This is a genomic window from Cupriavidus sp. 05T41, from assembly GCF_056396525.1.
Genome location: NZ_JBFTLQ010000222.1, coordinates 1 through 390 on the forward strand (window position 1 = coordinate 1; position 390 = coordinate 390).

A 390-nucleotide genomic window follows, 5' to 3' on the forward strand; every position below is an offset into this window, starting at 1 on the left:
GCTCATTGACGAGCTGAACTACCTGCGCATGGAGAACGCCTACCTAAAAAAACTCGACGCCTTAGTTCAAGCGAACAAGAAATCTGCGCAACCCAAAAAGCGCAAATAGTGCTTGAGCTAAGGCGGCAGTATCCATTGGCGGGGCTGTTGAAGGTCGCAGGCCTGGCACGAAGCACCTTCTACTATCAGCAAACAGTACTTCAGGCGCAGGACAGGTATGCGGAACTGAAGGCAAGAATCCGTGAGCTGTTTGCGCAGCACAAAGGTCGCTACGGCTACCGCCGAATTACGGCGGCGCTTCGGAAAGCGGAATTGATCGTCAACCACAAGACGGTTCAGCGCCTGATGAAAGCCATGGGCCTGTAGTCTCTCGTCCGGCCAAAGAAATAC

At 53.6% G+C, this 390-nt stretch carries 1 pseudogene; it reads left to right on the plus strand.

Annotated elements, in window-relative coordinates:
- Nucleotides 1-363 (plus strand): annotated as a pseudogene (locus AC1DKV_RS40580) (IS3 family transposase); the annotation flags it as partial.
- Nucleotides 364-390: the final 27 nt, after the last annotated feature.